This is a genomic window from Nocardioides sp. NPDC092400, assembly GCF_040684155.1.
In the GTDB taxonomy this organism is placed as follows: domain Bacteria; phylum Actinomycetota; class Actinomycetes; order Propionibacteriales; family Nocardioidaceae; genus Nocardioides.
This window is the reverse complement of sequence record NZ_JBFBFJ010000007.1, coordinates 154,433-179,211: the sequence shown is the minus strand read 5'-3', so window position 1 is coordinate 179,211 and position 24,779 is coordinate 154,433. Positions and strand designations below refer to the sequence as shown.

Below are 24,779 nucleotides of genomic sequence, written 5' to 3'. Positions count from 1 at the left end.
CGGTGCCGCGGTCCTAGTCGAGGAAGTGGTCCGCGGTCAGCGGCAGGCCGCGGACCCGCACACCGGTGGCGTGGTACGTCGCGTTGGCGACCGCCGCGGCGGTGCCCACGATCCCGATCTCGCCGATGCCGCGGGACCCCATCGGCGTGGACAGCTCGTCGACGTCGTCGAGCCACTCGGCCTCGATCTGCTTGACGTCGGCGTTCGCCGCCACGTGGTAGGTCGCCAGGTCCTGGGTGACCGTGTGGCCGGTGCGCGGGTCGCGCCAGCCGTCCTCGAACAGCGCCGCCGAGAGCCCCATCACCAGGCCGCCGAGCAGCTGCGACCGGGCCGTGCGCGGGTTGACCACGCGGCCGACGGAGTACACGCCGAGCAGCCGGGGCACGCGGACCTCGCCGGTGTAGCGGTGCACCCGCGCCTCGCAGAAGACGGCGCCGAAGGAGTGCAGCGCATGGCCGTCCATGTCGGCGTACTGCCCCGAGGCCGCCGTCGTCTCCACGCCCGGGTCGGGGTGGTCGCCGTGGTCGGCGCGGAACTGCTGGGCGGCCGCCACGATCGCGGTGCCCCACGAGGTGGTGCCCGAGGACCCGCCCGCGACCGAGCCGAAGGGCAGGTCGCTGTCGGCCATGTCGAGGTCGATCGCCTCCGGCGGGCAGCCGAGCGCGTCGGCCGCGATCTGGACGAGCACGGTGCGGGCGCCGGTGCCGATGTCGGTGGCGGCGATCGCCACGCCGTACCGGCCGCCGTCGAGGGAGCGGACCCGGGCGACGTTGCCGGGCATCCACAGCATCGGGTACGTCGAGGCGGCCATGCCGGTGCCGACCCACCACTCGCCGTCGGCCGTCGCGCGGGCCTCGGCGGGCCGGTCGGCCCAGCCGAACCGCTCGGCGCCGCGCCGCAGGCACTCCACCAGGCGACGGTTGCCCCACGGGTTGCCGGTGTCGGGGTCGACGTCCGGCTCGTTGCGCACGCGCAGCTCGACGGGGTCGACACCGGTGTGCAGCGCGAGCTCGTCCATCGCGACCTCGTGGGCGAACATCCCGGGCATCTCGCCGGGAGCCCGCATCCACGACGGGACCGCCACGTCGAGCTCCGCGACCCGGTGGGTGGTCGCGCGGTGCGGCGCGGCGTACATCACGCGAGCCGGGACGGCGGCCTGCTCGGCGAACTCCTTGATCCGCGAGGACTGCGACACCGTGTCGTGGCGCAGCGCCTCGATCCGGCCGTCGGGGTGGGCGCCGAACCGTACGTGGGAGCGCGTGGCGGTGCGGTAGCCGGTCAGCGCGAACATCTGCTGGCGGGTCACCGCCAGCCGGACCGGCCGGCCCGGGACGGTCATCGCCGCCATCGCGGCCGCCATCTCCGGGGCGTGGGGGAGCCCCTTGGAGCCGAACCCGCCGCCGACGTACGGCGCGAGCACCCGCACCTGCTCCTCCTCGAGCCCGAGCATCGGCGCGAGCGTGCCGCGCACCGGGCGCGGGCCCTGGGTGGAGTCGTGCAGGGTCAGCCGCTCGCCGTCCCACAGCGCGGTGGCGGCGTGCGGCTCCATCGGGTTGTTGAACTCGTACGGCGTCGTGTAGGTCGCGTCGACGGTCACCACCGCCCGGGCCAGGGCCTCGTCGGGGCCGCCGTCGAGGGTGTCGGTCTCCGAGCCGCCGTTGACCTGCTCGGGGGCGTACGTCGGGGTGTCCGCGTCGAAGACCACCTCGTGCGGCTGCGCCTCCTGCTCGACGCGCACGAGCGCGGCGCCCTCGCGGGCGGACTCGGCGGTCTCGGCGAGGACGATCGCGACGATCTGCCCGCGGAAGTCGACGACGTCGTCCTGCAGGATCGCCAGCTCGCGGTCACTGGTCTCGGCCAGCCGCGGGGCGTCGGTGTGGTCGACCACCGCGACGACGCCGGGGTGCGCCAGGGCGGCGCTCCGGTCGATCGAGACGACGCGGCCCCGGGCGACGGTCGAGGTGACCAGCCAGGCCTGGAGCGGCGGCTCGCCGCCGGCACCGGTGACGGGGTGCTCGACGGCGTACGCCGCCGACCCCGTGACCTTCTCCACGCCGTCGCGGCGCAGCAGGCTGGTGCCGATCGAGCTCGGCGCGACCGGGGTGGGCGTGACCTCGTTGGCGGTCATCGGGCGGCTCCTTCCGCGAGGCTCGTCAGGGTGAGCGCGGTCAGGTTGCGGACCATCGCGACCTTGTAGGCGGTCTGCTCGTCGGTGACGGCGGCCTCGAGCTCGGCCTCGGCGGCCTGCCGCACCGCGTCCTCGCCGAGGTACTGCCCGCGCAGCGCCTCCTCGGCGACCTCCGCCCGCCACGGCTTGTGCGCGACCCCGCCCCAGGCGATCCGCACGTCGCGGACCCGGCCGCCGTCGAGCTCGACGCCGGCGGCGACGGAGACCAGCGCGAAGGCGTACGACGCCCGGTCCCGCGCCTTGCGGTACGTCGAGCGCGCCGCCACCGGGCTGGCCGGCAGCTCCACCGCGGTCACCAGCTCGCCGTGGGCGAGCGTGGTGTCCTGCTCGGGCCGGTCCCCGGGCAGCCGGTGGAAGTCGCCGATGGGGACCCGGCGCTCGCCGTCCGGGCCGAGCACCACGACGGTCGCGTCCACGGCGGCCAGGCCGACGGCGAGGTCCGAGGGGTGCGTGGTCACGCAGGACCCGCTCGCCCCGAGGATCGCGTTGTAGCGGCCGTAGCCGCCGATCGCGCTGCACCCCGTGCCCGGCTCCCGCTTGTTGCACGGGGTGGTGACGTCCTGGAAGTACACGCAGCGGGTCCGCTGGAGCAGGTTGCCGCCGGTCGTCGCCTGGTTGCGGATCTGTCCCGACGCCCCGGAGAGCAGCGCCCGGGTCACCACCGGCCAGCCGCGGCGTACCGCCGGGTGGGAGGCGAGGTCGCTGTTGCGGACGTTGGCCCCGACCCGCAGGCCGCCGTCGGGCAGCTCGGTGACCTCGTCGAGCGGGAGCCGGCTGACGTCGACCAGCGTCGTCGGCGACGTGACGCCGAGCTTGAGGTGGTCGACCAGGTTGGTGCCGCCGCCGAGGAAGCGCGCGTCGGGGTCGCCCGAGACGAGGGCGACGGCCGCCGTCGCGTCGGTGGCGCGGTGGTACGTCAGCTCCTTCATGCCGCGCCCGCCTGCCCGGCCTGCTTCACGGCCGCAACGATGCCGGCGTACGCGCCGCAGCGGCACAGGTTGCCGCTCATCCGCTCGCGGACCTCCTCGTCGGTGAGCTCGGGGTCGGCCTCGAGGTCGTCGGTGACGTGGCTGCGGTGCCCCTGCTCGATCTCGTCGAGGACGCCGACGGCCGAGCAGACCTGCCCGGGCGTGCAGTAGCCGCACTGGTAGCCGTCCTGGTCCAGGAACGCCTGCTGCACCGGGTGCAGCCCGCCGTCGCTCCCGGCCAGCCCGCCCGCGGTCGTCACCTCGGCACCGTCGTGCGCGACGGCCAGCGCCAGGCAGGTCAGGTGCCGGCGCCCGTCGAGCAGCACCGTGCACGACCCGCACTGCCCGTGGTCGCACCCCTTCTTGGGGTTGTTGACGCCGAGCCGCTCGCGCAGCGCGTCGAGCAACGTCGTCCGGGTGTCGACCGTGACGGTCCGCTCCTGCCCGTCGACGGTGAGGGTGATGTCCGCATCCATGGCGACGAGGTACCCACCCGCGCGCCGACGACCAGCGAGCGCGAGCGAGCGTCGTCGAGACCCGAGACCGTTGGTCGAGCAGCGAGCGCCAGCGAGCGTCGTCGAGACCCGGTGAGGTGCGCAGAGCCTCGGGGTGCGGCCGCTGGTCGAGCAGCGAGCGCTGGCGAGCGTCGTCGAGACCCGGTGAGGTGCGCAGGGCGCCGGGGTGGTCGTCGGGCCGCCGGGTGGTGCCAGGGCAGGTCCAATTCTCGAGTCGTGTGGTTGCGCGCCGCTGTGGTCGAGGTCCTGGTCGCGCCTGCTTCTCGGCCCACGGCCGGCGGGGGTCGACCGCTGTGGTTGCGGTGGACAAGGTGTATTCGTTGGGTCGGCCTAGGTCCGGCGGTAGAACGCGACCTCCCCTCCGGGCAGGTGCGTGGTCTCGTACGCCGGGTCATGGATCCGGGCGTGGTGCCTAGGGCAGAGGTTCCGGGCGTTCGTCAGGTCGGTGGCTCCGCCTGCGGACCAGGGTTGGTCGTGGTGGGCGTGGCAGAGGTGGGCGGGCCAGTCGCAGCCTTCTGCGGTGCAGGTCAGCTGGGTGGTGTTGAGGGCCCGTCGTTGGGCTCCGGTGAAGAGCCTCGTCGTGCGGCCGAGGTCGAGCAGCTCTGACTTGCTGCCGAGGACGGCGGGGATGAGTCCTGCTTCGCAGGCCAGTCTCCGTGCGGTGGTTGCGGAGATGGTGGTGCCGTCGTCGAGCACACCCGGCGCGAGGCCACCCATGAGGGACGCGATGTCCATGGTGACGACGACGGTGGCGTTGAGCCCGCCGAGCTTGGGGATCGACACGGCGGGGATCCGTTCGAGGAGCTCGCAGAACGCGTCGCCCATCCGCTCCGGTGACGGCCGCCGCTCCACGGGCTCGGATCCGCCTGGTTCCTGGGTGGCGGCTTGGTGCTTCGGGGCGGCGAACGCGAGGAGCGTCTTCTTCAGCATCGCGCCGTGGAGCTCGGGGATCTTGAACTTCCCGACCACTGACCCGCGTCCGTCGGGGCTCATCGTCAGCCACGCGGTCTCCCGGGCGAGGCGCTCCTCGGCTTCCAGGGCGCGGGCATCGCGGGCTTCGCCGATCTCGGGCGCCACGACGGTCAGCACGTGCTTGGCCAGGACCCGCAACGCCTTGGGGTCACGGTGCTGCGCCTCGGCCAGCAGGTGCTGCTCCGCACGAAGGGGGATGGTCGGGTCGTCGAGGTCGGCGGGGAGCCGGTCGAGGCACTCGGTGATCACCCGGGCGTGGTCCACCGACACCTCGCCTCGGCGAGGACTGCCGCGGTGAGGTCGTGGCGGTCCAGAGACTCCGCGAGCCGCATCCGGTGCTTCGCAGCCGGCCTCGTCTGGCGAGTCTCGACTGCCCACCAGGCGGCGGTGTCGGTGGCACCGACGCGTTCCCCGGCGTGCCGGCGGTCGGCTTCCGCGGCGAGGCGGAGCTCCAGTGCCTCGGCCTGTGCACGGAGCCGCGCGGCCTCGCGGAGCGTGTCGGTGACGTCGTCGTCCGACATCGACCACAGGTGGACCTCGGCGGCTGACCGCATCTGCTTGCGGGACTTCGCGACAGCGCGGCACACCACGTGTGTGCTGCGTCGGGAGTCCTTGGCCATGGGTCTACTCAAGCACCGACCACCGACAGTCAGACGCGTGTTTCCCCAGGTCAGACCACATTATGGACCACGACTTCAGGGAACTCGAGTGCTCGATGCCCTGCGCACCTCACTGGGTCTCGACGACGCCTCGCCAGGGCCCGGCTGCTCGACCAGCGGCAGCCGGGAGACCGCCGCGACCACCCGCCGTACCCCTCCCGTAGCTGCCCCCACCGCAACCACCGATGACCAGGAAGCCTGAGGCGCGCGCCCGAGGCCCTGCGCACCTCACCGGGTCTCGACGACGCCTCGCCAGGGCTCGCCTGCTCGACCAGCAGCAGCCGGGAGACCGCCGCGACCACCCGCCGTACCTCTCCCGTAGCTGCTCCCACCGCAACCACCGATGACCAGGAAGCCTGAGGCGCGCACCCAGGCCCTGCGCACCTCGCCGGGTCTCGACGACGCCTCGCCAGGGCTCGGCTGCTCGACCAACAGGGCGACCTGGCAGCCGGGAGACCGCCGCGACCACCCGCCGTACCTCTCCCGTAGCTGCCCCCACCGCAACCACCCATGGCCCGGCAGTCGGAGGCGAGCACCCAGGCCCTGCGCACCTCACTGGGTCTCGACGACGCCTCGCCAGGGCTCGGCTGCTCGACCAGTGAGGGCGAGGCTCAGTGGCGACGCCACTCGATGGCGGGACAGGTGTCCATGACCATGGGGACGCCGGCGGAGGTGGTCCGCTCGAAGGCCGCCTCGTCGACGACGCCGAGCTGGAACCACACGGCCTTCGCGCCCACGGCGACGGCCTGGTCGGCGAACTCGCCGGCCGCCTCCGAGCGGCGGAAGACGTCGACGACGTCGATCGGGAACGGCACGTCGGCCAGCGAGGCGTACCCCTGCTCGCCCAGCACCGTCTCGGCCGACGGGTGGACCGGCACGATCCGCTTGCCGCGATCCTGCAGCAGCTGCGCGATGTGGTACGCCGTGCGGCTCGGGTCACCGGAGAGGCCCACCACCGCCCACGTGTCGCAGTCGTCGAGCATGAACCGGACCGCCTCGGGGTCCTGCCAGCTGGTCATGGCGCCAGTCAACCACCGTGCCGCACGCGCCCGCCGTACGGCGACCCGGCGCGATCCGCTGCGGCGAGCGCCGCGTGCACCTAGGTTGGCCGCTGGTGCGTGCCGGGAGGCGGCAGCGCCCTGCTCTCGGGAGGAGCCCCATGACCGCCGTCGCCGGCCTCGCCGCCACGCTCGCCACCACGCTCGCAGCGGCGACGATGGTCGGCGCGACCACCACCCCGGCCCGCGCAGCAGCCCCCGGCACCGGCACCGCGACGTTCAGCTGCGGCGTGCCGCTCCTCGGTGCGGTCGAGGTGCCGCTGACCCTGTCGCCGGAGACGCTGCCGACCGAGCTCCTCGCCGACAGCCGCCTGGGCCGGCTCCCCGTGGCCGGGCAGCTCGAGCTCGGCGGGCTGCTCGGGCTCCTCGGCAGCCTCCCGCTGCTCGGCCCGGTCACGCAGCTAGGGACGAGCCTGACGGACTTCGACCTCCTGCTCGGCGCGCGCCCGGTCCCCGTCTCCGGCCTCGGCTCGCAGGTCGGCCCGCCGGGCCCCGTCGCCGTCCTGACCGGCGCGCTCGGCGGGGCGGGCGTGCGGGCTCCGGCCAGGCCCGGCACCTACGAGCTGAGGTTGCCCCGCGCCTTCGAGCTCCGGGCGCTGGGCCTGCCGGCCCCGCTGGCCGACCTGGTCCCCGCCCTCTCCTGCACGATCAGCGACGGCCGGGGCCCCGTCGTCGGCACCGTCACCGTCACGAAGCAGTCGCCGGCGCTCTCCGCCCGCGTCGTGCGCGACACCGTGCGCAAGGGCAAGCCCGTCAAGGTGCGGACCAAGGTGACCCGCGAGGACGGGAAGGAGGCGACCGGAAAGGTCGTCGCCGTCGTCGGCGGCAAGCAGGTCGCGCGCCGGTTCCTGCAGAACGGCCGGGCCACCCTGGCGATCTGGAGGCTCGGCGCGGGCAGCAAGCGGGTCGTGGTGAAGTACCTCGGCGACAGCGCCACCCGCACGGCGCGGCGGACGGTGCGGGTCACGGTCCGGCGGTAGCGGCCGAGCGACCAGCAGGGTCTGAGTAAGTCGACCGACCCGCTACGGTTAGCGGGTGCTGGCCGTCCCCCTCGTCCTCGCGCTGCCCGTCGGCGTCCTGGTTGGGATGGTCGGCGTCGGCGGCCTCCTCCTGCCGGCCGCCCTGGCCGGGCCCGGAGGGCTGGACCCGCACCAGGCGGCCGCCACCAGCTCGTGGGCGTTCCTCTTCACCGGCGTCGTGGCCGCCGTCGTCCTGGCCCGCGCCGGCCGGCTCCCGTGGCGCACGGCCGGCCCGCTCGCGCTCGGGGCCGCCCCCGGCGCCGCGCTCGGGGCCGTCGTCGGCGGTGCCGTGCCGGGCGCGGTCCTCGTCCTGCTCCTCGCCGCCGTCACCCTCGGCTCGGGCCTGCACGACCTGGTGGGCAGGGGGCGGCGGCCGGCCGGGCGCTCCCTGCCCGTCCCGGTCGTCGTCGGCATCGGCGCCGCCGTCGGCCTGGGGTCGGCCCTCACCGGCACCGGCGGGCCGGTCCTCCTCGTCCCCGTGCTGCTCCTCCTGGGCGTCGACCTCGTCGAGACCATCGCGCTGGGCCAGCTCGTCCAGCTGCCGATCGTGTCCTTCGCGGTCGCCGGCTACTGGCCGCAGGGGTACGTCGACGTACGGCTCGGCACCCTGCTCGGGCTGCTGGCGGGGGCCGGCGCGGTGGTCGGCCTGCTGCTGGTGCGCCGCGTGCCGGCGGGGGACCTGCGGCGGGCGACCAGTGTGCTGCTCGTCCTCACCGGTACCTACCTGGCGGTCTCCGCGACGTTCTGACCGGCGCCGCGGCGGAGCTGCCGCCCGGCCCCGCGGCCCGATTCACCCGAGCGGGTGGTGGGTACCTGCGCGGCATGTCCACCAACGCCAAGCTCCGCTACACGGTTCCCGGCATGAGCGAGTCCGACGCCGAGCGCGTCGTGGAACTGCTCCAGGGCCGGCTGAACGCCACCAACGACCTGCACCTGACGCTCAAGCACATCCACTGGAACGTCGTGGGTCCCCACTTCATCGCCGTCCACGAGATGCTCGACCCGCAGGTCGAGGCGATCCGTGGCTTCGCCGACGAGCTCGCCGAGCGCATCGCGACCCTGGGCGGGTCCCCGGTCGGCACGCCCGGCCGCCTCGTCGAGGCCCGCGACTGGGACGAGTACTCCATCGGTCGCGCGACGACCCAGGAGCACCTCGGTGCCCTCGACCTCGTCTACACCGGCGTGATCGAGGACTACCGCAAGGGCATCGAGGAGCTCGGTGAGCTCGATCCGGTGACCGAGGACATGTTCATCGCCCAGACCAACCAGATCGAGCTCTTCCACTGGTTCGTCCGGGCGCACCTCGAGGACAAGGGCGGCAACCTCAGCACCGCGGGCGCCACCTCGGAGACCGAGGCGGCCAGCGCCGCCGGCTGAGCCGACACCGATCCACTGCCGGTCACGACCGGCACGCAGCGCAGCGCACGACCCGACCGGGGCGCGGACGAGGAGTCCGCGCCCCGGTCGTCGTGTGTCTGGACCGCCTCTCTCGATCCGGTGGCAGCGGCCGACACCCCGTGGGAGCATGCAGCCGTTGGCTGGGGGGATCAGCCGATGACGGAGGTCGGGGTCGTGGGGACCGAGAGCGACTGGGCGTACGACGGCGGCACGCCGCCCGCGCCCGAGCGGCGAGCACCCCAGCGGGAGACCGCGGGGGAGTGGAGCGTCGGCACGCAGCCGCCCGCGCCCGTCGCCGCTCCCGCACCGGACGCCCCGACGCTGTCCCGAACGGTGCCCCCGCAGCGCGCACGCATGACCGACAGCAGGCGCCGGATGGAGACCGCCCGGCTGCTGTCCCGCGCCCGCGCGAGCCAGGGCGAGCTGCGCACCCGCTACGAGGACGAGGTGATCCGGCTCAACATGACCGTCGCCTCGGACGTGGCCCGGCGCTACCACGGCCGCGGGATCGCTGCCGAGGACGTCGACCAGGTCGCCTACCTCGGCCTGGTCAAGGCGGTTCGGGGCTTCGACCCGACGCTGGGGGAGGACTTCCTCAGCTTCGCGGTCCCGACGCTGCGCGGGGAGATCCGCCGCTACTTCCGCGACGCCGGCTGGGCGGTCCGCCCGCCGCGGTCGGTGCAGGAGGTGCAGGCGCGGGTCACCGCGGCCGAGGGTGAGCTGGCCCAGCAGCTGGGACGGACCCCCCGGCCCGCCGAGGTCGCGGTCCACCTCGACGTACCGCTGCAGCTGGTGCTCGACGCGCTCCACGCCACGGGGTGCTTCACCCCGGTGTCCCTCGACGCGCCTAGGCCCGACGGCGTCGAGGACCCGACGGAGTCGATGGGCGACCTCGACCCCGCCTTCGCCTCGGCCGAGGCCCGGGTCGCGCTGCGCCCGCTGATGGCCGAGCTCACCGACCGCGAGCGGCGGATCATCGAGCTCCGCTTCTTCGAGAACCGCACCCAGACCCAGATCGGCGACGAGGTCGGTGTCACCCAGGAGCAGGTCTCCCGGCTGATCACCTCGATCCTCGCCCGGCTGCGCAAGAGCCTCGCCGCCTGAGCCGACGCCCGGGCCCGCCGGCCAGGTCCGCGACGTCCGACCGGCCGCGGGAGGGTCAGAAGACCGGCGGCAGGTCCGAGGCCCGGCCCGTGAACTCCGGCGCGCGCTTCTCGCGGAAGGCCGCCACGCCCTCCTTGCCGTCGCCGACGGAGGTCCAGTACATCGCCAGCGAGTCGTTGAGGTGCGCCTCGAGCGGGTCCGCGGCGGCGGCACCCCGGTGGAGCAGCTGCTTGGCCAGGGCCAGCGCGACCGGCGACCGCCCGTCCACGAAGGACCGGGCCAGCTCCCGGGCGGCCGGCAGCAGCTCGTCGGGCTCGTGCACCGAACGCAGCAGCCGGCCGGCGAGCGCCTGCTCGGCGTTCAGGACCTCCGCGGAGTAGACCCACTCCAGCGCCTGCTGGATGCCGACGATCCGGGGCAGGAAGTACGACGACGCCGCCTCCGGCACGATGCCGAGCCGGCCGAAGACGAACCCGATCCGCGCCTTCGTCGAGGCCAGCCGCAGGTCCATCGCGAGCGTCATCGTCGCGCCGATGCCGACGGCCGGGCCGTTGATCGCGGCGATGACCGGCTTGGGCAGCGCGTGGACGGCCAGCGTCACCTTCCCGCCGGTGTCGCGGACGCCGGCGTCGTACGGCGCCTGGTCGTACGCCGCGCGGAACGCCGCCGGGTCGGGGCGGACCGACTCGTCGAGCCCGAAGACGTTGCCCTCGGCCGAGAGGTCCATCCCCGCGCAGAACGCGCGGCCGGACCCGGTCACCACGACGGCGCGGACGTCGTCGGAGAGGGCCTCGGTGCGGAACACCTGCTCCAGCTCGCCGGCCATGGTCACGTCGAAGGCGTTGAGCTGGTCGGGTCGGTGCAGGGTGAGGGTCGCGACGCCGTGGTCGTCGACGTCCCACAGCAGGGTCTCGTAGGAGGTCATCCGGTCACTTCCTTCGGCAGCCCGGTCGGGGTGCACAGCTTGCGCGGGATCGAGTCGGTGTCGTCCTCGATGATCGCCTGGAACATCTGCTCGGACCGCTCGGGGTCCCAGGTGACCGCGAGGTCGGAGATGGGGACGCCGCAGGTCAGCCCGGACTCGCCGTTCACCCGGGTCATCGCCATCGCCCACATGCCGGCGCGCAATGGGCCGGTGCCCTCGCCGAAGGCGAAGAAGCCGGGCACGGAGTGGTTGAGGTCCCAGTAGCGGAACGGGTTGAGCACGGTCCACGGCGAGACGACCTTCTTCCCGACCGCCGAGACCACCTCACGCTGGGCCTGGGCCCGCTGGGTGTCGCCGAACCGGGTGTAGGTCTTGCGCGAGCGTGCGTAGCCCAGCGCCGTCGGTCCGTCGGCCTCCTGGCAGCCGGCCTCGATGTCGAGCTTGGCCTGGGGGTCCTTCATCGCGTTCTCGGGGCAGATCTCGATCCCGCCCACCGCGTCGACGACCCCGGCGAGGCCGCCCATGCCGATCTCGACGTAGTCGTCGACACGGATGCCGGTGGACTGCTCGATCGTCTGCACCAGCAGCTTCGGGCCGCCGAACGCGTAGGCGGCGTTGATCTTGTTGAGCCCGCGCCCGGGGATCTCGACGTTGGAGTCGCGCGGGATCGACATCAGCAGGTTCGGCCCGGAGCCGGTGTGCAGCAGCATGATCGTGTCGGTGCGCTGCCCCTCCGCGCCGCCGGTGCCGAGCCGCTTGCGCTCCTCGGGGGAGAGGTCGCCGCGCGAGTCGCTGCCGACCATCAGGTACGTCGTGCCGGGCTGGTCGCCCGGGCGGTCGCCGTCGGGCTCGAAGTCGACCTTGTCCACGTCGTTCCACGCCATCACCGGCACGATCACCAGGTAGGCGATCCAGGCCAGCACCAGCAGGAACACCCACCGCAGCCGCGGTCGCGGGAACCGGAAGCCCCGCCGCTCGCGGGTCGCGGGGCTCGCGGGGCCCGACGGGACGCCCGCGCCCCGAGGTCGGGAGGTCGCAGGGCCCCCCGGGGGCGTGTCCCGTCCGACCGGCTGGGCCGGTCGGGGTGGCTGGGCCGGCTGCCCCGGCACGGCGCGCGACCGGCCGCCGTCGCGCGGCTGCACGGGCATGACGCGGGTCTCCTCGGGGCCGGGCTCACGGGGCTGCTTCCCGCCGTAGAGCCAGCCGTACTCTCGGGACCCGTCCTCGGGACCGCCGTTCCGGGGACGATCTGCCATGGGCCCGACGCTACCGTGCAGCCATGCCGGAACCCTCGGAGCGGCCGCTCGAGCCGCGGCCCCCGTCCTACGCGCGGGTGGCCCTGGGCCAGGTCGTCACCAGCCGCGAGGCCAACCTGCTCGGCAACATCCACGGTGGCGAGATCGTCAAGCTCGCCGACTCCGCCGCGGGCGTCGTCGCCCAGCGGCACAGCGGGGGACCGGCGGTCACCGCGGCGCTCGACGAGATGACGTTCCTCGAGCCCGTGCACGTCGGCGACATCGTCCGCACCTATTCCCAGGTGAACTGGGCCGGACGCTCGTCGATGGAGATCGGCGTGCGGATCGAGGCCCAGCCCTGGGACGACCCGACGGTCACCTCGCTGCACGTCGCCTCGGCGTACTTCGTCTTCGTCGCGATCACCGCCGAGGGCGGCTCGCGGCCGGTGCCGTCGCTGCGCCCCGAGGCCCCCGACGAGCTCCGCCGCCAGCGGGAGGCCGAGATCCGGCGGGCGCACCGGCTGGCCCGCCGCGAGGAGATCGAGTCGGGCCGACGTGGCCCACGCGACACCTGAGCGGCGCCCCGATCCGGGCGACCGGCGCGTCGCGCGCGGCTGTGACGCCTGTGACTGGTGATACTGACCGGGCAGCACTGACCTTCCCCTTCAGTACTCACGGCAGTACCCAGCAGAAAGAGGCATGTCGATGCCACCCGTCTCTTCCCCCGGGTTGCTCGACGGCACGAGCCGCGTGCCGCGCACCCCCCTCGAGGAGCGCGCGGCACGCGTGCGCTTCCGTCGGGCGATCTCGCTGATGGTGATGACCCTCGTCCTCCCCGGCTCGGCGCAGCTGGTCGCCGGCAACCGCCGGGTCGGCGGCGTCGCCCTGGTCGTCTGGTTCGGGGCCGTCGTCTCCGGCGTCCTGCTCCTGCTCGTCGGACTGGTGCACCACCAGGCGCTGTTCACGCTCTTCTCCAGCACCGGTGTGCTGCTGGTGCTGCGCGCGCTGCTCGTGGTCGGGGCGATCGCGTGGGCCGCGCTGTTCATGGACGCCTGGCGCATCGGTCAGCCGCTGAGCCTCGGCCTGGCGCACCGCCGGGCCGTCGTCGGGGTGAACGGCGTGCTGTGCCTCTCCGTCATCGGCACCATGCTGTTCGGCGCGCACGTCGTCGGGGTCCAGCGCGACTTCATCCTCACGATGTTCGGCTCCGACAAGGTCGTCGGTGCGCACGACGGCCGCTTCAACGTCCTGCTCCTCGGCGGTGACTCCGGCGCCGGGCGCTGGGGCCTGCGCCCGGACTCGCTCACCGTCGCCTCGATCGACGCCGAGACCGGCCGCACCGTGCTGGTCGGCCTCCCGCGCAACATGGCGTCCTTCCCGTTCCGGCAGGGCTCGCCGATGGCGAAGGAGTTCCCCGACGGGTTCGACTGCGACGGCTGCTACCTCAACGGCGTCAGCACCTGGGCCCAGGACCACACCGAGCTCTTCCCCGACTCCGAGAACCCCGGCATCGACGCGACCGTCTCGGCCGTGGAGGGCATCACCGACCTGCGGATCAACTACTGGGCGATGGTCAACCTCGAGGGCTTCAAGGACTTGGTCGACGCGGTCGGTGGGGTCACCCTCAACGTCCGCCAGCCGATCCCGGTCGGCCTGCCGCACGAGTCGACGTTCCACTACATCGAGGCGGGCACGCGCAAGCTGAACGGCCACGACACGCTCTGGTACGCCCGCGCCCGTGAGGGCTCCGACGACTACTCGCGGATGGCGCGGCAGAAGTGCGTCATGAACGCGATGCTGCAGCAGGTCAGCCCGCAGGTCGCGGTCCGGAACTTCGAGAAGATCGCCACGGCCTCCACGGAGATGATCTCGACCAACCTCCCGGCCTCCGAGCTCGACACCTTCATGGACCTCGCGCTCAAGGCCCGCGGCCAGAAGGTCTCGACGCTCTCGCTGGTGCCGCCCATGATCGTCACCGCCGACCCCGACATCGACCTGGTCCGCTCCAAGGTCGCCCAGGCGATCGACCGGGCCGAGGGCGGGACCACCGCCAAGGCGGGGGGCGCCAAGCCCAAGCCCGCGCCCGACTCCGTCACCGGCGGGTCGCTCGGCTCGCTGTCCGAGGGGTACGCCGCGAACCAGGCCGAGGACCTCGGCTCCGCCTGCTGATCGCCCCACCCGCTGGTCGAGCAGCGAGCGCCAGCCAGCCGGGTGCGTTGCCGGTGGTCGGGTCGGGGCAGCCGCTGGTCGAGCAGCGAGCGCGAGCGAGCGTCGTCGAGACCCGGTGAGGCGGGCTGCGGCGTCGGCTCCACCGGCCCTGCGCTCGTGCCTCGCTCCGGGCTGCCAGACCCGACCACGACCGGGCCTACCCGCCCGTCGTCCACCTCCGGCCCCGAGCCCGCGGCAGCCGCTGGTCGAGCAGCGAGCGCCAGCGAGCGTCGTCGAGACCCGGTGAGGCGGGCTGCGGTGTCGGCTCCGCCGGCCTGATGACAGCCCGGCCCGATCGTTCCTCCACCCGCCGACTTCTCAGGGATAACCAGCGCTTCTCAGGGAATGCGTCCCCTGAGAAGCGCCGGAATCCCCGGGGGGCCGGGGAAACCGACGGCCCACCCCCGCCACCCGCACCCACCACCGCCGGGCTCGTAGGGTGACGCCCGTGACCGACCCCAGTGTGCCGCCGCCGCGGGTGGTGGCCGTCGTCGTGACGTACGACCGGATCGAGCTGCTGCAGCGGCTGGTCGAGCGGCTCGACGAGGTGGGCGCCCGCGAGGGGAGCCCGCTGGTCGAGGTGCTCGTCGTCGACAACGCCTCCTCTGACGGCACGGGGGAGTGGCTGGCCGGGCTGACGGACCGGGAGATGCCCGACGAGCACGCGAGCACGCCGGTGCTGGGGCGGACGCTGGCCGAGAACCTCGGCGGCGCCGGCGGGTTCCACGCCGGCCTGGCCTGGGCGGTCGAGCGCGGGGCGGACCTGGTCTGGCTGATGGACGACGACGGGCTGCCCGACGCCGGGTGCCTGGAGACGCTGCTGGAGCACCGCGGCGACCTGGACTTCTGGGGCCCGGTGGTCGTCGACGAGGACGACCCGGGCCGGCTGGTCTTCCCGATCCGGCTGCCCGGGGGCACCCGCGTGGTGCACCGGATGGCGGACGTCGCCGCGGCGGCCGACGGGGACGGGCTGATCCGCGACGTGGTGATCCCGTTCAACGGCGTGCTCGTGACGCGGGAGCTGGTCGAGCGGGTCGGCCTGCCGCGCGAGGAGTTCTTCATCTGGGGCGACGACCACGAGTACCGCCTCCGCGCCGAGCGTGCCGGAGGACGGGTCGCGACGGTGGTCGACGCCCGGGTGCTGCACCCCTCGGTGGGCGAGCTCGGCACCCCGATGCTGGGCGGCCGGACGACGTACAACCACAGCCCCAGCGACCTCAAGCACTACTGCATGGCGCGCAACAACCTGCTCAACCTGCGGGAGTACCGCGGCTGGCCGCACGCCCTCGCGTTCGTCGCCAAGACCCTGTGGTTCTACACCGTCACCCGGCCCCGGCCGCGCCGCCTCGTGCTCAGCGCCCGGGCGTGGGTCGCCGCCCTGCGCGGCGACTTCACCGGCCACCGGCGGTACCTGCGGTGACCGGTCGCGAGAGCGTCGCGGTCGTCGTGGTGACCTACAACCGCGCCGACCTGCTCGACCGGATGCTCGACGGCCTGGCCGCGCTGACCACCCAGCCCGACGCGGTGCTGGTGGTCGACAACGCCAGCACCGACCACACCGCCCGGGTGCTGGCCGCGCGGACCGAGCCGTGGCTGCGGGTGACGCGGACCGAGGAGAACCTCGGCGGCGCCGGCGGCTTCTCCCTCGGCGTGCGCCAGGCCCACGCCGGCGGCTGGGACCGGATCTGGCTGATGGACGACGACGTGGTGCCCGCGCCGGACTGCCTCGACGTGCTGCTCGACCAGGACGAGGACTGCCTGATGGCCGTGCGCGAGGACACCTCGGGCCGGCTGTGCGAGAAGGCCGCCACCCGCTTCGACCTCCGCAACCCGCTGGCGATCAAGCCGAAGACGTCGATGGTCGAGACCGACTGGGGCACCCGGCCCGCGATGCCCGAGCGGGTCGAGCTGGAGAACGTCGCCTTCGAGGGCTTCATGTGCCGCCGCGGCGTGGTCGAGCGGATCGGGCTGCCCGACCCGTCGTACTTCATCTTCTACGACGACGTGGACTTCGCCGTCCGCGCGCGGCGGGCCGGCTTCCGGATCTGGGCGGTCCGCGACGCCGTGCTGGTGCGCCAGCTCGACTTCGACCAGCAGCACGACCTGGCCGGCTGGAAGGGGTTCTACATGTACCGGAACCTCTTCGCCGTGCACTTCCGGTACGGCGAGAACGCGCTCGTCCGGGCCAAGCCCTGGCTCGTCGCGCTGGCGGTCGTCGTGCTCAGCCCGCTGCGCGGCGGGCGGGCCGAGGCGGGCAACGTGATCCGGGCCATCGTCGCGGCGCGTGCGATGCGGACGCCTCCGCCGCTCTCCGTAGACTGACCCACCGTGTCCTCCCCTGATCCGGCTCCCGCGTCCGCACCCGACCTGGTCGTCGTCGGCTCCGGCTTCTTCGGCCTGACCGTCGCCGAGCGCTGCGCCAGCGAGCTGGGCCTGAAGGTGCTCGTCCTCGAGCGCCGCAGCCACATCGGCGGCAACGCCTACTCCGAGATCGACCCCGAGACCGGCATCGAGGTGCACGTCTACGGCACCCACCTGTTCCACACCTCCAACACCAAGGTGTGGGAGTACGTCAACAGGTTCACCGACTTCACCGACTACCAGCACCGGGTCTTCGCCAAGTACCAGGGGCAGGTCTACTCCTTCCCGATGAACCTGGGCCTGATCAACCAGTTCTTCGGGAAGTCCCACACGCCCGACGAGGCGCGCGCGCTGATCGCCGAGCAGGCCAGCGAGATCGCCACCGCGGACGCCACGAACCTCGAGGAGAAGGCGATCTCCCTCATCGGCCGTCCGCTCTACGAGGCGTTCGTGAAGGGCTACACCGCCAAGCAGTGGCAGACCGACCCCACGGAGCTCAGCGCGGACATCATCACGCGCCTCCCGGTCCGCTACACCTTCGACAACCGCTACTTCAACGACACCTACGAGGGCCTCCCGGTCGACGGCTACACCGCCTGGCTCGACCGGATGGCCGACCACCCGAACATCGAGGTCCGGCTCGAGACCGACTTCTTCGACGTGGCCGACGAGTGGAGGGGCACCGTCCCGATCGTCTACACCGGACCGGTCGACGAGTACTTCGGCAACTCCGAGGGCCGCCTGTCGTGGCGCACCATCGACCTCGAGCGGGAGACCGTCGACGTCGACGACTACCAGGGCACCGGCGTGGTCAACGCCAACGACCAGGACGTCCCGTGGACGCGCGTGCTGGAGTTCAAGCACCTGCACCCCGAGCGCACCTACCTGCCGGGCAAGTCGATCGTGGTCCACGAGTACAGCCGCTTCGCCGAGGAGGGCGACGAGCCGTACTACCCGGTCAACACCGCCGCCGACCGGGAGAAGCTGCTGAAGTACCGGGAGCTGGCCAAGAAGGAGCCGATGGTGCTCTTCGGGGGCCGCCTCGGGACCTACAAGTACCTCGACATGCACATGGCTATCGGGTCGGCCCTGTCGATGTTCGAGAACAAGCTGCGTCCGCACTTCGCGGACGGCACGCCGCTGACCAGCGGAGGAGTCGACGCATGACCACCACCAGCACGAGCACCGGCACGGCCACGAGCGGCACGGCCGGCACCGCCACCCGCCTGCTCCAGCGCCAGATCCTGCCGCTGGACCGCGACTCCGACGTCCTGGCGCTGTACGTCGACCCCGAGGACGCCAAGCTCGACGCCGACAAGTACGAGATCGGCGGCAACCGCTCGGCCAAGGCGCTCAACAACGCCGCGCTCCGGCAGTCGACGTCCACCGGCCGCGCCCTGCACCCCGACCAGATCGAGTCGCGCACCGCGCTGCGGGTGGAGTCCGGCGACCGGCTCTCGTTCGGCACCTACTTCAACGCGTTCCCCGCCAGCTACTGGCGCCGCTGGACGGTCGTCACCGAGGTGACGCTCACCGTCACGCTGCGGGGGAGCGGGGCGACCGTGATCGTCTACAAGTCCATGGCACGCGGCAACGCCCAGCGCGTCGACGCGGCGGAGACGACCTCGTCCGGCTCGGAGTCCTTCAGCTTCGACCTCACCCTCAAGCCCTTCGTCGACGGCGGCTGGTACTGGTACGACGTCATCGCGGGCGACGAGGACGTGGTGGTCGAGTCGGCCGAGTGGACCGCGGAGGTCCCCGCCGACCGCGCCCAGCACGGCACCGTCGACATCGCGATCACCACGATGAACCGGCCCGACTTCTGCGCCCAGCTGCTGACCCAGATCGGCGAGGACGAGGCGCTTCGGCCCTACCTCGACACCGTGATGGTGATGGAGCAGGGCACCGACAAGGTCACCGGCTCGGCGGACTTCGCGCGGGCGCAGGAGGCCCTCGGGGACGTGCTGCGGGTCATCGAGCAGGGCAACCTCGGCGGTTCCGGCGGCTACGCCCGGGGCCAGCTGGAGTCGGTGCGCAAGGGCACCGCGACGTACGCGCTGATGATGGACGACGACGTCGTCTGCGAGCCCGAGGGCATCGTCCGCGCCGTGACCTTCGGCGACCTGGCCCGCCGGCCCACGATCGTGGGCGGCCACATGTTCAACATCTACTCGCGCTCGCGGATGCACAGCTTCGGCGAGATCGTCCAGCCGTGGCGGTTCTGGTGGCAGTCGGCGCCCGACACCCAGACCGACTGGGACTTCGCGGGCCGCAACCTGCGCTCGAGCCGGTGGCTGCACAAGCGGATCGACGTCGACTACAACGGCTGGTTCATGTGCCTGGTCCCGCGGGTCGTGCTCGAGGAGGTCGGCCTCTCGCTGCCGCTCTTCATCAAGTGGGACGACTCGGAGTTCGGCCTGCGGGCCAAGCAGGCCGGCTTCCCGACCGTGACGTTCCCCGGCGCCGCCGTCTGGCACGTGCCGTGGACCGACAAGAACGACGCGCTGGACTGGCAGGCCTACTTCCACCACCGCAACCGCCTGGTGGCGGCGCTGCTGCACTCGGTCTACCCCAAGGGTGGCCGGATGATCCGGGAGAGCCTCAACCACCAGGTCGCCCACCTGGTCTCGATGCAGTACTCCACCGCCGAGCTCCGGCTGCTGGCGATGGAGGACGTGCTCGCCGGTCCCCACGGCCTGCACGAGATGCTGCCGACCCGGTTGGCGGAGGTCAACGCGCTGCGCAAGCAGTTCACCGACGCCCAGCTCCAGGTCGACCCCGACGCCTTCCCGTCGGTGCGCCGCAGCAAGCCGCCGCGCAAGGGCCGGGACAGCGCGGAGGTGCCGGGCCGGCTCTCGACCCTGGTCAGCGCCGGTCTCCAGCCGCTGCGCCAGCTGAAGAAGCCGCGTCCGCTGGCCCAGGAGCACCCCGAGGCCGAGATCCGCGCGATGGACGCCAAGTGGTACCGCCTCGGCACCCTGGACTCCGCGGTCGTCTCGATGAACGACGGCACCTCTGCGGCGTTCTACCGACGCGACCCCGACAAGTTCCGCGACCTGGTGAAGCGGACCGTCGAGATCCACGAGCGCTACCGCCGCGAGTGGCCGCGGCTGGCCCAGGACTACCGCGAGGCGCTCGGCGAGATCACCTCGCCCGAGGCCTGGGAGAAGACCTTCGGCCCGTGGCTGGACCGGACCGAGCCGACCGGGTCGCGGGCGACCCCGTCGGCGAGCGCGCAGCAGGGATCCGATGACTGAGGCCGGCCGGCAGCGCGTGGTCGACGCGCCGCTGGCGTCGCCGGCCCCGGCGGCGGGACTGATCGACGTCCTCGGACGCCGCTACCTGCTCAAGCTGCTCGTGCGCCGCGAGATCAGTGCGCGCTACCAGGGGTCGTTCCTGGGCCTGGTGTGGTCCTACATCAACCCGCTCTCGCAGCTGTTCATCTACTGGTTCGTCTTCGGCTACATCATCGGCCGCGGGAACGTCGAGCGGTACGCCGTGCACGTCTTCTGCGGCCTGGTCGTCGTCCATTTCTTCACCGAGACCTTCAACGCCGGCACCCGCTCGATCGTGCGGAACAAGGCGCTGGTGCGGAAGATGGCGATGCCCAAGGAGATGTTCCCGGTCGCCTCGATGCTGGTCTCGCTCTACCACGTGGGGCCGCAGGTGGTGATCCTGACGATCGTGTGCCTCTTCTGCGGGTGGGCACCCGACCCTGTGGGCGTGCTGGCCTTCGTCCTCGCCGTCGCGGTCATCGCGGTGCTCGGCACCGCGCTGGCCCTGATGTTCAGCGCCGCGAACGTGTTCTTCCGCGACTTCGCCAGCGCGGTCACGATCCTCACCAACTTCGTCCGCTTCGGCGTGCCGATGCTCTACCCCTACACGATGGTCGACGACCGGTTCGGCCGCTTCGCCGAGCTCTACCTGCTCAACCCGATCGCCGACGCGGTGCTGCTGGTGCAGCGCGCGTTCTGGGTGGGGTCCACCAGCGACCCGGAGCGGACCGCCGCCGAGCAGATCCCCGACCACCTCCTGCTGTACGGCCTCGGGTCGCTGGTCGGCTCGCTGGTCCTGCTGCTCCTCGCCCAGCTGCTCTTCAGCCGGCTCGAGAACAAGATCCCGGAGCGCCTGTCGTGACCGTCGACCCCTCGTCGTACCCGGCTGACGCCTCGATCGTGGTCGACCACGTCAGCAAGGACTTCACGCTGCGCTACCACCGCACCGCCAAGCAGATGGCGGTCGCGATGGTCAAGGGGCGCGACATCAGCGACTCCTTCACGGCGCTCGACGACGTGTCGTTCACGGTCCAGCAGGGCGAGTCGGTCGGCCTGATGGGCCTCAACGGCTCGGGCAAGAGCACGCTGCTCAAGCTGATCAACGGCGTGATGAAGCCCGACAGCGGCACCGTGCTCACGCGCGGCCGGATCGCCGGCCTGATCGCCACCGGGGCCGGTTTCCACCCCCAGCTCACCGGGCGCGAGAACGTCTACCTCAACGCCGCGATCCTGGGCATGTCCGAGGCCGAGACGCAGCGCAAGTTCGACTCGATCGTGGAGTTCGCCGACATCGGCCGCTTCCTGGAGACCCCGGTCGGCAACTACTCCTCCGGCATGTTCGCCCGCCTCGGCTTCGCGGTCGCCATCCACGTCGACTCCGACATCTTCCTCGCCGACGAGGTGCTCGCGGTGGGGGACCGGCCGTTCAAGCGCAAGTGCCTGGCCAAGATGCAGGAGATCCGCGAGTCCGGGCGCACCCTCGTCTACGTCAGCCACGCGGCGGGCTCGGTGCGCAAGATGTGCGACCGGGTGATCGTCCTCGAGGGCGGCCGGGTCGGCTTCGACGGCCCCGTCGACGCGGGCATCAAGTACGTGAAGTACGAGGAGGACGAGCCCACGGCCCTGGAGGACCGAGAGGACGACGAGCTCGGCTCGGACGTCTGACCGCTCGGTCTTCGGGGTCCGTCCTGTCCGTTCGGCCTACGCGCTGCGGTGCGCCCGGGCGGCCTGCGCGCGCGCCACGACGACCCCGGTCCGGGGTTGTCTGAGCCAGTTCCGGTGAACTTGACAAATCTCCGATCCACCGGCGTGTCGACTGGAAATTACAGCCTTGTAGTTACTCACGGACCCTTCCGTCGGCCTGTGACGCATGTGAAAGTTGCGCCTTGTGTGAACTTCCCCCGCACGAGAGCAGGCCGTCATGTCCAGGTCGAAGGACCGTTTCGTCACCGGTTGCCAGCAGCTGCTGGCCCTCGGTGCGGTGCTGGCCGTCCTGACCCCGGCAGCGCGGGTCCTCACCCTCGACGTCGTCCACGAGGCCCCGGGCACCCCGGCCCTCGGCCTGGGCGAGAGCAACGGCGTGGCGGTGACCGGGCGGCTCTCGGCGTACGCCGCCGAGCAGGCCCAGCAATCGGTGCTGCCGGCCGAGCCGGTCGACCCCGTCGTCACCGAGTACGCGCTGAGCGCGCCGGCGAACGGGCGACTGGCCAGGGGAGCCCTGCACGCCCGCACCCGCGTGCAGGGCCGGCAGGCCGTCGTGGTCGCCGAGCCGCAGCCGGTGCGCGGGTACGGCGCGGTCGGCGTCACCTGGCAGCACGGCGAGGAGGTCGCCGACGACGCGATCACCTTCCAGGTCCGCACGGAGACCGGCGGGGCCTGGACCGGCTGGTCGGCGATGGCCTACCACGACGAGCACGGGCCCGACCCTGACAGCGCCGAGGCGCGGCGCGCCCGGCCCGGCACCGACGAGCTGCTCGTCGGCGAGGTCGACCGGGTGCAGGTGCGCGTGCGCTCGGAGGCCGGCGTTCCGGACGACATGCGCCTCGCGGTGGTCGACCCCGGCGAGGCCGACGACCTGACCCGCGAGGCGCCCGCGCTGCACGCGACCGGCGGCGACGCCCCGGCTCCGCCCGCCACGGACACGACGGACACGGCAACCACGGCAACCGCGGACGCCACGGCCGGCGGCGCGATGGCGCTCAGCGCGGCGGCGTACACCCCTCGCCCGGTCGTCTACTCCCGCGCGCAGTGGGGCGCCAACGAGAAGCTCCGGGGCGCGACCGCCCCGTCGTACTACGAGGTGCACGCCGGCTTCGTGCACCACACGGTCAACGCGAACGAGTACACCCGCGACGAGGTGCCGGGCATCCTGCGCAGCATCTACGCGTACCACACCCAGTCCCGCGGCTGGTCCGACGTGGGCTACAACTTCCTGGTCGACCGGTTCGGCCGGATCTGGGAGGGCCGCTACGGCGGCATCGACCGCCCGGTCGTCGGCGCGCACACCCTCGGCTACAACGAGAACTCCTTCGCCATGTCGGCGATCGGCAACTTCGACGTCAAGCAGCCGAGCAGCGCGATGGTCCAGGCCTACGGCGCGCTCTTCGCCTGGAAGCTGTCGCTGCACGGCGTCGACGCCTCCTCCCCGAGCCAGGTCGTCGGCAAGAAGTCCTTCCGCGCGATCAACGGGCACCGCGACGCGGGCTCGACCGCCTGCCCGGGCCGATACCTCTACGCCAAGCTCGGCAAGATCCGCACGCTGGCCGCGCAGGACCAGATCGGCTGGGCCGGCCGCGAGCGCGAGTCGGACCTGGTGGGCACCCCGCACCCCGACCTGCTGGTCCGGAACGCGACCGACGGCCTGGCCTACGTCCTGCCCCTCGTCGCCGACGAGGCCGGCACCGTGTCGACGGCGGCACCGGTGCCGACCGGCATCCGGGTCCGCGGCGCCGACGCGCTGCTCAGCGTGGGCGACTGGGACCGCGACGGCTTCGGCGACATGGTCGTGCGGACCAAGGCCACCGGCGTGCTCAAGGTCCGGCGCGGCGACGGCACGGGCCACTTCTCCAAGGCGGTGCCGATCGGCAGCGGCTTCGGCGGCGTCTCGCTGCTGTCGGCCGCCGGCGACATGACCGGCGACGGGTGGCCCGACCTCCTCGGCCAGCCCGCCGGCGGCGCGATGCGCGTCTACCCGGGGCGCGGCCTCGAGGGCCTCGCCGCGTCGTACGTCGTGCACTCACGCGTCTCGGCGACCCAGCAGGTCGCGGTGGGCCGCTGGGACGCCGACGGTGCTCCGGACAGCCTGCTGCGGGTGGGGAACAAGCTCACGCTCTACCCGGGCAACGGTCCGGGCGGGCTGACCTCGCCCCGGGCGCTCGGCATGGCCGTCTCGGCCTACGACTGGCTGGTCGGCGTCAGCGACGTGGGGCTGACCGGGCACGCCGACGTGGTCGCGCGCAGCAGGGCCGACGGACGGCTCTGGCTGCTGCCGGGCACGCCGACGGGATTCGGCGCCCGCGTGCCCCTCGGCGAGGGCGCGAGCGCCTACGACCTGGTGGGCTGAGCAGCCCGAGCAGGCCGAGCAGGCCGAGCAGGCAGAGCAGCCTGAGCAGCCCCAGGAGACCTGGTCCCGGTGGTCATGCGGGGAAGCGTGCGGTGGCGCGCTCGGCGGCGTACGTCGCCTCGAGCCGCTCCCGGTCGGCGCCGACCACCAGGACCAGCGAGCCGCCCCTCGCGAGCGGCTCGGTGACGGTGGCGATGCCCGGTGGGGAAGCCGGGTCCGCCTCCGAGAGGAGGCGGCCGCCGTCGGTGAGGAGACTCCCGGCGGCGGCCGCGCTCCACAACCCGGCCTGGGTCACCTCGTCGCCGGCGAGCGCCAGCGCGAGGTCGTCGTCCTGCGGCGGGTCCCAGGGGATGAAGGAGTCCGGCTGGGACCACACCTCCACCCCGACGTCGTGCACGCCGGCCGGCAGCGGGTCGGCGAACCGCACCCCCAGCGGCAGCAGCGAGCAGGCCAGGACGGGCACGTCGCCCGCCCGGTCGGCCCACCGCCCGAGCCCGCCGGGACCGCAGACCACCGCGTCCGCGTCGTCGGCGTCGGTGACGACCAGGCCCGCGTTCCAGGCGGCGCCGAGGAACACCGGGGCGAGCCAGTGCGGGGGGAGGTCCACCCGCAGCGCGTCGCCGCGTACCAGGTCGTGCTCCTCGACGAGGAGTGAGGAGACCTTCGCGACCCAGTTGGCGTACGTCGTGACCGACAGCTCCACCCGCTCGCCGGTCGCGTGGTCGTAGAAGGTCACCAGGGGCCGGCCCGGCTCCTTGCGGAGCAGGTCGGCGAGCACGGTCGCGAAGGTCGTCACAGCGCCTCACCCTAGACAGGGGCCGGACCCTAGGC

Annotated in this window: 22 protein-coding genes; 13 read left to right on the top strand and 9 right to left on the bottom strand. The window is 72.9% G+C overall.

The genetic code is table 11. From position 1 onward, the window contains the following. Positions 1-13: 13 nt before the first annotated feature. The 6 genes from AB0N29_RS18525 to AB0N29_RS18500 form a co-directional block, all read right to left on the bottom strand. Entirely contained in the window at positions 14-2,128 is a 2,115-nt protein-coding gene (locus tag AB0N29_RS18525) for a xanthine dehydrogenase family protein molybdopterin-binding subunit (RefSeq protein ID WP_364869037.1), read from the bottom strand. After that, the gene (locus AB0N29_RS18520; protein WP_302267735.1) at positions 2,125-3,117 is read right to left on the bottom strand and encodes a xanthine dehydrogenase family protein subunit M; all 993 of its coding nucleotides are present in this window, start codon (positions 3,115-3,117) and stop codon (positions 2,125-2,127) included. Before AB0N29_RS18520 ends, AB0N29_RS18525 begins: the two co-directional genes overlap by 4 nt. Then, complete coding sequence (locus tag AB0N29_RS18515; protein ID WP_302267733.1) at positions 3,114-3,632, bottom strand: 2Fe-2S iron-sulfur cluster-binding protein; 519 nt, start codon at positions 3,630-3,632, stop codon at positions 3,114-3,116. The genes AB0N29_RS18520 and AB0N29_RS18515 overlap by 4 nt, the downstream gene beginning before the upstream one ends. Positions 3,633-4,001: 369 nt before the next feature. Then, entirely contained in the window at positions 4,002-4,907 is a 906-nt protein-coding gene (locus AB0N29_RS18510) for a DUF222 domain-containing protein (RefSeq protein WP_364869032.1), read from the bottom strand. Continuing rightward, positions 4,889-5,263, bottom strand: coding sequence for a hypothetical protein (locus AB0N29_RS18505; RefSeq protein ID WP_364869029.1), 375 nt, complete (start codon positions 5,261-5,263; stop codon positions 4,889-4,891). The genes AB0N29_RS18510 and AB0N29_RS18505 overlap by 19 nt, the downstream gene beginning before the upstream one ends. Before the next feature lie 650 nt (positions 5,264-5,913). Continuing rightward, positions 5,914-6,321: a CoA-binding protein gene (locus AB0N29_RS18500; RefSeq protein WP_364869026.1), complete on the bottom strand. Its 408-nt coding sequence runs from the start codon at positions 6,319-6,321 to the stop codon at positions 5,914-5,916. Between the two features lie 140 nt (positions 6,322-6,461). Between AB0N29_RS18500 and AB0N29_RS18495 the strand changes: the two genes are divergently transcribed. The 4 genes from AB0N29_RS18495 (at position 6,462) to AB0N29_RS18480 (ending at position 9,881) form a co-directional block, all read left to right on the top strand. Continuing rightward, positions 6,462-7,340, top strand: a complete 879-nt coding sequence (locus tag AB0N29_RS18495; protein WP_364869023.1) for an Ig-like domain repeat protein — start codon at positions 6,462-6,464, stop codon at positions 7,338-7,340. 55 nt (positions 7,341-7,395) lie between these two features. Next, entirely contained in the window at positions 7,396-8,127 is a 732-nt protein-coding gene (locus tag AB0N29_RS18490) for a TSUP family transporter (protein ID WP_364869020.1), read from the top strand. Between the two features lie 113 nt (positions 8,128-8,240). Next, positions 8,241-8,756: a DNA starvation/stationary phase protection protein gene (locus tag AB0N29_RS18485; protein ID WP_364869017.1), complete on the top strand. Its 516-nt coding sequence runs from the start codon at positions 8,241-8,243 to the stop codon at positions 8,754-8,756. Between the two features lie 177 nt (positions 8,757-8,933). Further along, the gene (locus AB0N29_RS18480; RefSeq protein WP_364869014.1) at positions 8,934-9,881 is read left to right on the top strand and encodes a sigma-70 family RNA polymerase sigma factor; all 948 of its coding nucleotides are present in this window, start codon (positions 8,934-8,936) and stop codon (positions 9,879-9,881) included. A gap of 55 nt (positions 9,882-9,936) precedes the next feature. Here AB0N29_RS18480 and AB0N29_RS18475 read toward each other — a convergent pair whose 3' ends face one another. Then, entirely contained in the window at positions 9,937-10,806 is an 870-nt protein-coding gene (locus tag AB0N29_RS18475; RefSeq protein ID WP_302267721.1) for a crotonase/enoyl-CoA hydratase family protein, read from the bottom strand. Beyond that, on the bottom strand, positions 10,803-12,062 hold the full coding sequence (locus tag AB0N29_RS18470) for an LCP family protein (RefSeq protein ID WP_364869010.1): 1,260 nt from the start codon (positions 12,060-12,062) through the stop codon (positions 10,803-10,805). The genes AB0N29_RS18475 and AB0N29_RS18470 overlap by 4 nt, the downstream gene beginning before the upstream one ends. 23 nt (positions 12,063-12,085) lie before the next feature. Between AB0N29_RS18470 and AB0N29_RS18465 the strand changes: the two genes are divergently transcribed. The 9 genes from AB0N29_RS18465 (at position 12,086) to AB0N29_RS18425 (ending at position 23,948) form a co-directional block, all read left to right on the top strand. Further along, positions 12,086-12,616, top strand: coding sequence for an acyl-CoA thioesterase (locus tag AB0N29_RS18465; protein ID WP_364869007.1), 531 nt, complete (start codon positions 12,086-12,088; stop codon positions 12,614-12,616). A gap of 175 nt (positions 12,617-12,791) precedes the next feature. Beyond that, positions 12,792-14,210: an LCP family protein gene (locus AB0N29_RS18460; protein WP_364869004.1), complete on the top strand. Its 1,419-nt coding sequence runs from the start codon at positions 12,792-12,794 to the stop codon at positions 14,208-14,210. Between the two features lie 487 nt (positions 14,211-14,697). Then, on the top strand, positions 14,698-15,669 hold the full coding sequence (locus tag AB0N29_RS18455) for a glycosyltransferase family 2 protein (protein WP_364869001.1): 972 nt from the start codon (positions 14,698-14,700) through the stop codon (positions 15,667-15,669). Beyond that, the gene (locus AB0N29_RS18450; protein WP_364868998.1) at positions 15,666-16,571 is read left to right on the top strand and encodes a glycosyltransferase family 2 protein; all 906 of its coding nucleotides are present in this window, start codon (positions 15,666-15,668) and stop codon (positions 16,569-16,571) included. The genes AB0N29_RS18455 and AB0N29_RS18450 overlap by 4 nt, the downstream gene beginning before the upstream one ends. Before the next feature lie 6 nt (positions 16,572-16,577). Then, on the top strand, positions 16,578-17,777 hold the full coding sequence (gene glf, locus AB0N29_RS18445) for a UDP-galactopyranose mutase (RefSeq protein ID WP_302267709.1): 1,200 nt from the start codon (positions 16,578-16,580) through the stop codon (positions 17,775-17,777). After that, positions 17,774-19,867 (top strand): glycosyltransferase, encoded by a 2,094-nt coding sequence (locus AB0N29_RS18440; RefSeq protein WP_364868994.1) that lies wholly within the window; start codon positions 17,774-17,776, stop codon positions 19,865-19,867. The genes glf and AB0N29_RS18440 overlap by 4 nt, the downstream gene beginning before the upstream one ends. Then, a complete protein-coding gene (locus AB0N29_RS18435) occupies positions 19,860-20,747 on the top strand; it encodes an ABC transporter permease (protein WP_364868991.1) in 888 nt (295 codons plus the stop codon). Before AB0N29_RS18440 ends, AB0N29_RS18435 begins: the two co-directional genes overlap by 8 nt. After that, positions 20,744-21,550 carry an ABC transporter ATP-binding protein gene (locus tag AB0N29_RS18430; RefSeq protein ID WP_302267703.1) on the top strand — a complete coding sequence of 269 codons (807 nt, stop codon included), beginning with the start codon at positions 20,744-20,746 and terminating at the stop codon, positions 21,548-21,550. Before AB0N29_RS18435 ends, AB0N29_RS18430 begins: the two co-directional genes overlap by 4 nt. 256 nt (positions 21,551-21,806) lie before the next feature. After that, the gene (locus AB0N29_RS18425; RefSeq protein ID WP_364868987.1) at positions 21,807-23,948 is read left to right on the top strand and encodes an N-acetylmuramoyl-L-alanine amidase; all 2,142 of its coding nucleotides are present in this window, start codon (positions 21,807-21,809) and stop codon (positions 23,946-23,948) included. A 73-nt stretch (positions 23,949-24,021) separates the two neighbouring features. Here the strand turns inward: AB0N29_RS18425 and AB0N29_RS18420 are convergent, their stop codons facing one another. Next, positions 24,022-24,744: a TIGR03089 family protein gene (locus tag AB0N29_RS18420; protein ID WP_364868984.1), complete on the bottom strand. Its 723-nt coding sequence runs from the start codon at positions 24,742-24,744 to the stop codon at positions 24,022-24,024. Between the last annotated feature and the right edge of the window lie 35 nt (positions 24,745-24,779).

Bases quoted from the DNA above. Each gene is read 5' to 3' on its own strand.
- AB0N29_RS18525 (WP_364869037.1), bottom strand. From the start codon at position 2,128: ATGACCGCCAACGAGGTCACGCCCACCCCGGTCGCGCCGAGCTCGATC.
- AB0N29_RS18520 (WP_302267735.1), bottom strand. From the start codon at position 3,117: ATGAAGGAGCTGACGTACCACCGCGCCACCGACGCGACGGCGGCCGTC.
- AB0N29_RS18515 (WP_302267733.1), bottom strand. From the start codon at position 3,632: ATGGATGCGGACATCACCCTCACCGTCGACGGGCAGGAGCGGACCGTC.
- AB0N29_RS18505 (WP_364869029.1), bottom strand. From the start codon at position 5,263: ATGGCCAAGGACTCCCGACGCAGCACACACGTGGTGTGCCGCGCTGTC.
- AB0N29_RS18500 (WP_364869026.1), bottom strand. From the start codon at position 6,321: ATGACCAGCTGGCAGGACCCCGAGGCGGTCCGGTTCATGCTCGACGAC.
- AB0N29_RS18495 (WP_364869023.1), top strand. From the start codon at position 6,462: ATGACCGCCGTCGCCGGCCTCGCCGCCACGCTCGCCACCACGCTCGCA.
- AB0N29_RS18485 (WP_364869017.1), top strand. From the start codon at position 8,241: ATGAGCGAGTCCGACGCCGAGCGCGTCGTGGAACTGCTCCAGGGCCGG.
- AB0N29_RS18480 (WP_364869014.1), top strand. From the start codon at position 8,934: ATGACGGAGGTCGGGGTCGTGGGGACCGAGAGCGACTGGGCGTACGAC.
- AB0N29_RS18475 (WP_302267721.1), bottom strand. From the start codon at position 10,806: ATGACCTCCTACGAGACCCTGCTGTGGGACGTCGACGACCACGGCGTC.
- AB0N29_RS18470 (WP_364869010.1), bottom strand. From the start codon at position 12,062: ATGGCAGATCGTCCCCGGAACGGCGGTCCCGAGGACGGGTCCCGAGAG.
- AB0N29_RS18465 (WP_364869007.1), top strand. From the start codon at position 12,086: ATGCCGGAACCCTCGGAGCGGCCGCTCGAGCCGCGGCCCCCGTCCTAC.
- AB0N29_RS18440 (WP_364868994.1), top strand. From the start codon at position 17,774: ATGACCACCACCAGCACGAGCACCGGCACGGCCACGAGCGGCACGGCC.
- AB0N29_RS18435 (WP_364868991.1), top strand. From the start codon at position 19,860: ATGACTGAGGCCGGCCGGCAGCGCGTGGTCGACGCGCCGCTGGCGTCG.
- AB0N29_RS18425 (WP_364868987.1), top strand. From the start codon at position 21,807: ATGTCCAGGTCGAAGGACCGTTTCGTCACCGGTTGCCAGCAGCTGCTG.